The organism is Pseudomonas sp. AGC41, assembly GCF_057334555.1.
In genome coordinates this window covers 109,275-117,505 of sequence record NZ_JBHFJB010000022.1, presented here as the reverse complement: position 1 = coordinate 117,505, position 8,231 = coordinate 109,275, and the positions used below count along the sequence as shown (strand labels likewise).

Here is an 8,231-nt window from a genome sequence, read left to right as displayed (position 1 = left end):
GCGCACAGGGTTGGGCGGTGCCCGCGGCGATTGGTGCGAAGCTCGCCATGCCGGCGCTCCAGGTGGTGTGCGCCGTGGGCGGTGGCGATTTCTTGCAGTCGATGCAGGAAATGGCCGTGTGCGTGATGCACAGCATTCCTGTGGTATTCCTGGTGTTCAACAACAGCGGCGGGGTGTCAGTGAGCGACGTGCAAACCCCTGCGCTAGAGCAGCACCGTACCGGTGAGTTCAACCTGCCGGATGGCAAACCTTATTCGCCCGACTTCGCCGGTATTGCCAGGAATTTTGGCCTTGATGCCTGGCGGGTGGAGCACGCCTCGCAACTCGATTCGACGTTTACCAGGGCGCTAAATAGCAAGGGGCCATCGTTGGTTGAGGTGATGATTGCACGGGATTCTCGTGCGAATAACGACGTATGCGGGAACCATGGCTGATCTGTTGCAGGACGGCCTCACATCAAAACTTCTGAAGAGGGATCACGCGATGGGTATTTTGGACTGGAAGCACTGGATCGTCATTTTGGTGGTGGTTGTACTGGTCTTCGGCACTAAAAAACTGAAAAACCTGGGGGCTGACGTTGGCGAATCAATCAAGGGGTTTCGCAAAGCCATGAATGACGATGAGAAAGGTGGCGAGCCCGCGCCAGCAGCCCCGCATCAGGCTGATGCTACGGATGCGCGCAGGACCCTCGACGGGCAGCGTCGTCAGGTCTGACTATTGACGAGGCGGTTGTCTCGCCGCCTCAGTCCTGGCCGCCCCACACGATAGTCGCGTTGTCACCGGTCATGTATTCGCGCACTTCCAGCGGCAGCGACTGATCGCTGGGCAGCACGACAGTTGCATTGCGCAAGTGGTGCTTGCGGATCTTGCCTTTGTCCACGAGCCCCAGTGCCATGCGAGTGGAGAAGGGTTGGCGGAATGAGGATGACGCCACCCCGGTGACCAGGCCGAAGAGGAACCGGATCGGTCGGCGATGCTGCGGCGTCAGAATGGAAAACGTCATCTCGTTACGCTGCTTGCCTTCGAAGTCCACCAGGAACAGACGGTCGCCGAGAAGCAGACAAAAACCGTGATACGTGAACGAGTAGCCGATCTTTCCGCTGCCATCGAGCAAGGGGAAGCGTTCTACCGTGACGTACTGGACCATGGAGTCGGCGCGATACAGGCACGTGACTGAACGCAGGATTCTTCCCTTGTAGATCGAAGAGTTGTGGTAGCGGTAATAGACGCCCAGATAGTCTTCAAGCAAGTCGGCGGATTGTTTTGCCAATGGCAGGAAATGATTGAATTGCGCCGAGGCACGCAAGGCCGTCGGTATTTCGTTTTCATACCCCTCGTAGAGTTTCTTGAACTCCGCAGGTGGCCGGAAAAGATCTTCGGCTTCCATCATGAAGTAACGGCCGATCTTCTGAAGAATCTTTTGGGAAGGTACGTGCTGACCCACCAGGTACTTGTTGAACTGCTGGCGATTGACATCGACCTTGCGACACATGTCCGCGACCGACCGGCAGGACTCCACCAATGTGCTGAGATTTTTTTGCACGTTTGCCTGTAAGTCGCTACGAACCTGCTGGCGCTCGGGGTGCGAGGTGGCGGCAGTTAAAGACATGGAAGGCGTGTCTCCTCGGCTGGGCATCGTGGTCTCGATCTGGTCAGTTCGGATGAGGTGGTGGTTATAGCGGTTATCAGTGGTTATGGGATAACCCTGAAATAACCTGCTTAAACCCAATCACTTGAATATCTTTTGAAAGGCTCAAGCAGGTTTCATGCCGTTACATGGGCGTTCAGTTACAAGTATCAAGCATTGCTAATTGGGTCAGATTGTAAGCGGTACCAGGGCTTGCTCGACAGTCATCGTCGCTCCTGAAAACACGTCGCTTCTGCAGACCTTGGCTAACTGGCCGGGAAACGCCCAAGTTACTCTCGGCCCCAGGCAGTAACACATTGATTTCTTACGAGTAACACCGGGGTCGAAAGTTTGCGCGAGACGCTAATGATCTTCGCCAAATTGACACTTTTCCAGCGAACAGTTTGTGAGTTGCTTCGGTCTGCGTCAGGTTTCGCTGTAGTGCGAAATGGAGAAACAAACCCTCGCCATCGATACTCGCCTCGGTGCATTTGCCATTGCTGGTCCCCGGCAATGCCCGATGAGTACCAACCATCGGAGTCTTCGAGCTGTATCGAGCGTGCTCGACTTTGATCGGTTTCATGCGTGGCACTGCGCCACGCGTCAATGAAGTTGGGCTTTGTGCTCAGAATAACGGTGTTGAGGAAAAACGATGTCCAGCGAACTGCATAGAGCTGCATATTCGGTACTGCTTCCTGCGTTCGGCGATTTGAGCCTAAACGACAATGTTCGGCGTTATCTGAGCCGAGGTGGCGTGTCTATTTTGCTGGGGGAAACCCGGGAAGAATATGTCGGCCGGGACATGAGTCCGGCGCGAAAGAGCACCGAGTCCCAGGCTGATTTTGTCAACATCGCTCGAGATGCGACGTCATTGGCCGGTGCGCCGGTGCTGATCGCAGTGGATCAGGAACTCGGCGGTATCGAACGCCTCCACCAATTGGTCCCGGCAGTCGCGTCCAGGGAACAGCTCAAGGGTCTGGGCACACAGGACATCGAGCAGCGCTGCTTTGAGATGGCCCGCGTGGCGCGCGGCCTGGGCGTTAATCTGTTCCTGGCGCCGATCGTCGATGTCGTCACCGGCGCCAATCCTTGGCTGCACAACCGACATCTGGGCGCCGACCCCGTTGAAGTGAGCCGGGTGTCCTGCGCCTTTATCCGCGGGGTGCAGCGCGCGGGCGTCATCGCTACCGCCAAGCACTTTCCCGGTCACTACGTCACCGAGGCTGATCCGGCAATTGCTGAAGCCACCGTGCCCGGGCCACCGGAATTGCTTCAAGACAACCTTGATGTATTTAAGGATGTCATCGTCACCGGTGTGCTAGCGGTGATGCCAGGGCCTGCCGTTTTTCCGGCGATAGACCCTGATCATTGCGCATCGACCTCATCCAAGGTCATCGGGGTTTTGCGTGACACCCTCGGATTCGATGGCTTGATCATTTCAGATGACCTGGATGCGGTGTCCATCCTCAGGGGCAACTCGATCACGGACACCGCTGTCGCTTCGCTGACGGCCGGCGCGCACCTGTTACTCGTGTCCAGTGAATCGGGCCTTGATGCCATTGCTGAAGCCATAGTGGCGGCTGTCCACGATGGAGTGCTCGACCGCCAGATTCTGCTCCACGCGGCCTGGAAGGTGCGTGAATTGGCTGCGGCCAATAACGACCCATGCAACTCAAAGTGGGGTTGACCATGAGCTCAATTGAAAGCAAGGCCTACAGCGTGCTGTTTCCGGTCCTGCTCGATCTGGAAATGAATGACGATGTGCGCAGATTCCTGGGCAGCGGCGGGCGCAGCCTGCTGTTTGGCGAGACCGCGCAGGAATATGTCAGCGGCAAAATGAGCGCGAGCCGCCTGGCCTCGGAGACGCTGGAAAAGTGGCAGGGGTTTACCGCTGCGGCAATTGAGTTGAGCGGGCCGCTACTGTTGGCGGCAGATGCTGATATCTCTGCCGTCCACCGTCTACAGGGCATCTCGCCTGCGCTTCCCGAACCCGAACGGGCCAGGGCCATGGATGTGGCTGAGCTTGAAGAGGCGTGTTTCCAAGTTGCAACGGCAGTCCGAAAGGCCGGTGTGAATTTGCTGCTTTCGCCGACCGCCGACGTGCTGGGTGGCACCAATGTATGGCTTCAGGGGCGGACGCTCTCCGATGACGTGGACCGGGCCGCGGCCATGGTGGGTGCCTATGTGCGCGGTGTGCGGCGTGCCGGGATGGCCAGCACACTGAAGCACTTCCCCGGGCATCCCGTGTTGCTGCGCCAACCGTCGATCGAGGAGGCGGTGGTGATCGAGTCGCTGGACCAGCTGCGCGGCTACTGGCCTGCGTTTCAAACCGGGGTGAGCGCAGGCGCGGACGCGGTAATGATGGGGCCGGCCATTTTCACGGCCTGCGAACCACCCGCTGCGGCCTCTGTGTCGCCTGAGTTGATCGGTCTGCTGCGACATGAGCTGGGGTTCAAGGGGTTGGTCATGACCATCGATCTTGACCATCGCTCCACGATCGGCAACTCATCCCTCGGCGAGGTGACGGTGGCGGCGCTGAATGCCGGGGCGGATCTGTTGTTGCTTTCCGCGAAGGCGGTGCCCGAGATTCCGCAGATCGTTTGCGCGATTGTAGAGGCCGTAGCTGCGGGCACCTTGGCGCAGGAACGCCTGGATGCCGCTGCGCTGGCCGTCTCGGCATTGGCCAATCGCCTGGCAGGTTTTAGTTCGTGACTCCTGGAGCTCTCCATGAATACCCAGAAAAATATCTTGGTCTTGCATTCCACAGTCGCAAAACACTCGACGTTGGCGATGGATATCGACATTGCGACAACGGTTGGTTTCGATGCATTGGAGATCTATGGCGGCAAACTGGAAGCGTATTTAGCGACTGGTTATTCCGAGCTGGAGCTCAAAGCGTTGCTCAGGGATGTGCCCGTCACAGGGATCGGTTACCTGAGGGATATCGAACGCCAGGGGGCCGAGCGAGATGATCTGTTGAAGGAAGCGGAACGGCTTTTCCAGTTGGCCAACTGGGTCGGCGCCAAAGGCGTTCAAATACTCACCGGGCCTATCAATGTCCAGGCGGTGATCGATTACCAGCAGCACGGCAGGAGCGCTCACTACAGCGGCCTGTTGGGTTTGGGCGAGGCCGAACAATTTGCGTTGACTGCCAAGAATCTTGCAGTGCTGGCTGATCTGGCCAAGCAGTATGGCGTGCTTCTTTATCTCGAAGCGTTGTCCTGGACGCCACTGAATACGCTGGACCATCAACTGCGGCTGATTGATCTCACCGAACGCGACAACGTCAAAATGGTGATCGATTACTGGCATTGCTTTACCTCCGGCGTTAAGCCGCAAGATATCGCGCGTTTGAACAAAGACCTCATTTATGGCGTGCATGTATGCGACTCGCTGCCGTTCGAAGGGAGTATCCCCAACGAAGAGATACTGCGGGATGTGCCGACGGGCAGCGGCATATTGAATCTGCTTGAGTGGACGTCCGCAGTGAGGGCTACCGGTTACGAAGGATGGTGGAGCTGTGAGCTGTTCTGCAAAAAACAGCAGCAGCAAAACAGTTATGAGGTCGCGAAAGATTTGAAGACGCTTTTGACCCGACTCGTTGGGCTGTAATGCGCTGCTCATTCGAATCCAAAACTTCTCCTTTTCAATGTGCACCCTCTAAAAGGTCTTAAGTCGTCATGGTGGATTTCATCGTAATCGGAGGTGGTTCGACAGGCTGCACGGTGGCATCGCGACTCAGTGAAGATGCCTGTGCGTCCGTGGTTCTTTTCGAAGAAGGGCCACGCGACCGCAACCCCTACATTCATATTCCCGGGGCCTACTACAAAACCGCGCAAGGTCCGCTGCTCAAGCGGTACGCGTGGGAGCCAACCGAAGAGCAACGCCGTGTCGAAAAACCGACCATGGTCCAGGCCAGCGTGTTGGGAGGCGGGAGTTCGGTCAACGCGATGATTTACATACGCGGCGTCCCTGCCGATTACGACGGCTGGGCCGAGCAGGGGGCCGCAGGGTGGGCTTATGAAGACGTATTGCCGTATTTCAAAAAAGCCGAGGATAACGAACGCTTCTGTAACGACGTCCATGGTGTCGGCGGACCACTGGGTGTTTCCGACCCCATCAACATTCACCCGCTGACCAAAGTGTGGCTGCGCGCTTGCCAGCAATACGGGCTGCCGTACAACGAGGATTTCAACTCCGGAGAACCCGAGGGTTGCGGGCTTTATCAAATTACCGCCAAGAACGGTTTTCGAAGCAGTGCGGCAGTGGCCTATCTGGCACCTGCCAAGTCACGCAAAAACCTGCAGGTGAAGACCGGTTGTCGCGTCATCCGGATTCTGACCCAAGGTAACAAAGCCATTGGCGTTGAATACATCGAGAATGGCGAGCGCCGCACCCTGCACGCCGAAAAAGAGATCGTGTTATCGGCGGGCGCCATCAACTCGCCCCGATTATTGATGTTGTCAGGTATCGGTCCTGCCGCGCAGCTTGGCAAACATGGCATCAAAATCGTGAAGGATTTGCCCGGCGTGGGTCAGAACCTTCAGGACCATATCGAAGTGTCGCTCGTCTATGAACTGACAGGCCCCCACAGCTACGACAAGTACAAAAAGTGGCGTTGGAAAATGATGGCGGGCTTGCAGTATGCCCTGTTCAGGCAAGGCCCGGCGGCCTCCAACCTGATTGAAGGCGGCGCTTTCTGGTGGGCAGACAAAGCGGCAATCAACCCAGACATCCAATACTTCATGGTCGTCGGCGCGGGTATCGAAGAGGGGGTGGATTCTGTTCCAGGGGGCAATGGTTGCACCTTGAACCTGGGCCAGATCCGTCCCAGGTCCAGAGGGTATGTCGAACTGTTTTCAGCGGATCCGCTGGCGCCCCCACGCATCGTACCCAACTACTTCTCTGACCCTTATGACATTGAGAGCCTGGTTGATGGTTGCCTGGTGGGTGAAGAGATCATGTCCCAAGCCGCTTTCAAACCCTACCTTGCAAGGCGTCATGTTCCGGACGAGGCTGTGAGGTCTCGGGAAGCGATGAAGACATTCTGCCGCGAAGAGGCCCATGCAGCGCTGCATCCTTCCGGGACCTGCCGCATGGGGGTGGATGAACAATCCGTTGTCGCTCCAGATCTTAAGGTGCATGGCATCGAAGGGCTGCGGGTTGCGGATGCGTCAATCATGCCCACATTGATCTCAGGGAACCCTAATTCGGTGTGCATCATGATTGGCGAAAGAGCGGCCGACATGATCAGGAACGGCCAATAACTCGATATTCAATAGGACACTCTATCAAGACGCGGCCGTGACACGTGCAAACCTGTCATGGCCGCGCCTTTTTGGTTCATGCGTAGCTGCCGATCAACCACAACGTGCAACAAGCACTTAACGCCAACAGCAAAATCCCGCTGAACATTTTTGCGTTGAGTCCAGATGAAGGCGTCGTTTCAATGGGCTTGGCTTCAGAGTCAAAAGGCTTCAAGCGGAGTCTGGTTAGCTGGCCTGTCGCATAAAACACGCTGTGCATGGCATGTACCCCTTGTGAGTCGTTTCTGCTCAAGTAGAGGCGGACCAGTGCCTCTTTTGGGGTGGGAGCAATCTGCATGCCATTGTTGGAGCGTGCCCGTCGGAGTGGAGGCATCCGCTACGCTGATCGGAGCTGAGCTTCGATCACTGCTTATCGATGACCGACCAGACCTCGCGGATCCTGCCGTCCTCGATGTAGAAGACATTTTCGGCGAAGGAGATGGGTGTCCCATTTACAGCAAGGCCCAGGAATTCCCCAGCCGGCGTGCAATTAAAGACCAGGCGAGCCGCCAACTTAGGTGGGTCGATCACCAGCAATTCAATGGCGAAGCGTAAGTCGGAGATAGCCCGATAATCCGCTTCCAGCATGCTTCGATAGCCGTGCAACCCTAATGGTCTTGCGCTGAATTGGTCAAAGCCATCAAGTTGGGCAAGAGTGGTTACCTGATGTTGGTCGAGGCCAATGGCAATGTCTTGGTCGATCCCGCACTCAATCTCAAGCCAGCCATCTGTCCATGGCCCATCGCGCACAGCAACGAACCGAACAGGATGCTGAAGTACAGCACCCAGGCAATCATCGATTTTTCGCGGCTGGCCAGCTTCATCAGCAAAGCTCGTTGAGAAGGAACGGTTTATCGGCGATCGGATTTTACATTTTTTGATCCGTCAGTGAGCTTTAAACAGTTCGACATACAGGCAACCGCCTGGCTGTCCGGTCTGTCGTCGGTATAAAAACCGTCTCGATTCGGCATCTTTACATCCGCCAAGGTCGATGCATCCACGGTCGCGTTGGCGTCCAGCAGCTTGTTCATGTGCAGGATGTAGCCGGTCACCGCATAGACTTGTTCGTTGGACAATGACTGTGGCGCCTGGAAGGGCATGGCTCTGCGGATGTAGTCGAAAAGCGTCGTTGCATAGGGCCAATAGCTGCCGACTGTCTTGAGCGGTTTGTCAGTAGTCAGGGTTCCTTCGCCGCCCGCCAACGCAGGACCGACGCCGCCCTCGAGTTTCACCCCATGACAGCTGACGCAACTGTTCATGTAGACCTTTTCCCCGTCCGCCACCGTTGCGCGCCCGGG

At 56.8% G+C, this 8,231-nt stretch carries 10 protein-coding genes and 1 pseudogene; 6 read left to right on the top strand and 5 right to left on the bottom strand.

The features are described 5' to 3' along the window. Together ACE04F_RS03330 and ACE04F_RS03325 are read left to right on the top strand one after the other, a co-directional pair. Positions 1–434, top strand: a 434-nt coding sequence (locus ACE04F_RS03330) for a thiamine pyrophosphate-dependent enzyme (RefSeq protein WP_486104845.1), incomplete at its 5' end; no start/stop codon positions are given. Between the two features lie 49 nt (positions 435–483). Next, positions 484–714 (top strand): twin-arginine translocase TatA/TatE family subunit, encoded by a 231-nt coding sequence (locus ACE04F_RS03325; RefSeq protein WP_486104988.1) that lies wholly within the window; start codon positions 484–486, stop codon positions 712–714. 28 nt (positions 715–742) lie between these two features. On the opposite strand, the gene ACE04F_RS03320 is transcribed toward ACE04F_RS03325, so the two are convergent. After that, the gene (locus tag ACE04F_RS03320) at positions 743–1,609 is read right to left on the bottom strand and encodes an XRE family transcriptional regulator (RefSeq protein ID WP_486104843.1); all 867 of its coding nucleotides are present in this window, start codon (positions 1,607–1,609) and stop codon (positions 743–745) included. 670 nt (positions 1,610–2,279) lie between these two features. On the opposite strand from ACE04F_RS03320, the gene ACE04F_RS03315 reads away from it, so the two are divergent. The 4 genes from ACE04F_RS03315 (at position 2,280) to ACE04F_RS03300 (ending at position 6,894) form a co-directional block, all read left to right on the top strand. Beyond that, entirely contained in the window at positions 2,280–3,314 is a 1,035-nt protein-coding gene (locus ACE04F_RS03315; protein ID WP_486104841.1) for a glycoside hydrolase family 3 N-terminal domain-containing protein, read from the top strand. 2 nt (positions 3,315–3,316) lie between these two features. After that, a complete protein-coding gene (locus ACE04F_RS03310; protein WP_486104839.1) occupies positions 3,317–4,339 on the top strand; it encodes a glycoside hydrolase family 3 N-terminal domain-containing protein in 1,023 nt (340 codons plus the stop codon). A gap of 15 nt (positions 4,340–4,354) precedes the next feature. Then, positions 4,355–5,239, top strand: a complete 885-nt coding sequence (locus ACE04F_RS03305) for a sugar phosphate isomerase/epimerase family protein (RefSeq protein WP_486104837.1) — start codon at positions 4,355–4,357, stop codon at positions 5,237–5,239. Positions 5,240–5,307: 68 nt separating this feature from the next. Next, positions 5,308–6,894, top strand: a complete 1,587-nt coding sequence (locus tag ACE04F_RS03300; RefSeq protein WP_486104835.1) for a GMC family oxidoreductase — start codon at positions 5,308–5,310, stop codon at positions 6,892–6,894. A 76-nt stretch (positions 6,895–6,970) separates the two neighbouring features. Here ACE04F_RS03300 and ACE04F_RS03295 read toward each other — a convergent pair whose 3' ends face one another. From ACE04F_RS03295 to ACE04F_RS03280, 4 genes and pseudogenes are all read right to left on the bottom strand, one after another. Continuing rightward, positions 6,971–7,153 carry a hypothetical protein gene (locus tag ACE04F_RS03295; protein WP_486104833.1) on the bottom strand — a complete coding sequence of 61 codons (183 nt, stop codon included), beginning with the start codon at positions 7,151–7,153 and terminating at the stop codon, positions 6,971–6,973. A 143-nt stretch (positions 7,154–7,296) separates the two neighbouring features. Next, positions 7,297–7,521 (bottom strand): ester cyclase, encoded by a 225-nt coding sequence (locus ACE04F_RS03290; protein ID WP_486104831.1) that lies wholly within the window; start codon positions 7,519–7,521, stop codon positions 7,297–7,299. Positions 7,522–7,640: 119 nt separating this feature from the next. Continuing rightward, a pseudogene (locus tag ACE04F_RS03285) lies at positions 7,641–7,757 on the bottom strand (DUF2946 family protein); the annotation flags it as partial. 27 nt (positions 7,758–7,784) lie between these two features. After that, the coding region (locus ACE04F_RS03280) for a c-type cytochrome (protein ID WP_486104829.1) at positions 7,785–8,231 on the bottom strand (447 nt) is incomplete at its 5' end.